The following is a 630-nucleotide window of genomic DNA, read 5'->3' on the forward strand; positions in this document are numbered from 1 at the left end:
GTCCGTCCGGCCGCCCGGCCGGCGGCGGTCCTTCCGGGCGGGGAGGCAGTTCGTCCGCGTCCACAACGGGTTCCGTCATGAAGACGAGCGGCGTCCGGTCAGCGCATCCCGGATGCTGCGCCAGTCAAGCTTGCCCTCCGCGGCGCGGCCCAGCAACGCCCCCACCATCAGGAAGACCGCCATCAGCAGGAAGCCCCAGAAGTTAAACACCAGCGCGGCCCACGCCAGCACCGCACCGACGCCCATGCCGACTACCGTGTAGCTCATCCTTGTTCCTCTCGCCGTCCCGAACATCCGGTTACTGGGCCGCCTGCCGCACCGGCTTCTCCGCCGGAGCCTTGGCGTCCAGGCCGGGCACGTGGACGTCGTTGATCTCCACGTTCACCTCGATCACGTCCAGCCCCACCAATTGCCCGACGGCGGTGTACACCGCCTCGCGCACGGCGCCCGCCAACTCCTGCAGCGGCTTGCCGTAAACGGCCACGAGGCTGATGTCCACGGCAACCTGCGTCTGGCCGACCTCCACGTGTACGCCCTGGCCGGCGTCGCTGCCGCCCACGACATCCCGCAGCGCACTCAGCGCCCTTGCCGTGCCGCTGCCCAGCGCGTAGACCCCCGGGACGGAGCGGG

The 630-nt window shown here is 70.5% G+C and carries 2 protein-coding genes; both read right to left on the reverse strand.

Features of this window, described 5'->3' with window-relative positions; all coding sequences use genetic code 11:
• Positions 1-75: 75 nt before the first annotated feature.
• The gene (locus AC5RUJ_RS17925) at positions 76-267 is read right to left on the reverse strand and encodes a hypothetical protein (protein ID WP_494001991.1); all 192 of its coding nucleotides are present in this window, start codon (positions 265-267) and stop codon (positions 76-78) included.
• 31 nt (positions 268-298) lie between these two features.
• Positions 299-630: Asp23/Gls24 family envelope stress response protein (locus AC5RUJ_RS17930; protein ID WP_494156476.1), on the reverse strand; the 332-nt coding region annotated here is incomplete at its 5' end.

Source organism: Arthrobacter sp. Y3223164, from assembly GCF_059091005.1.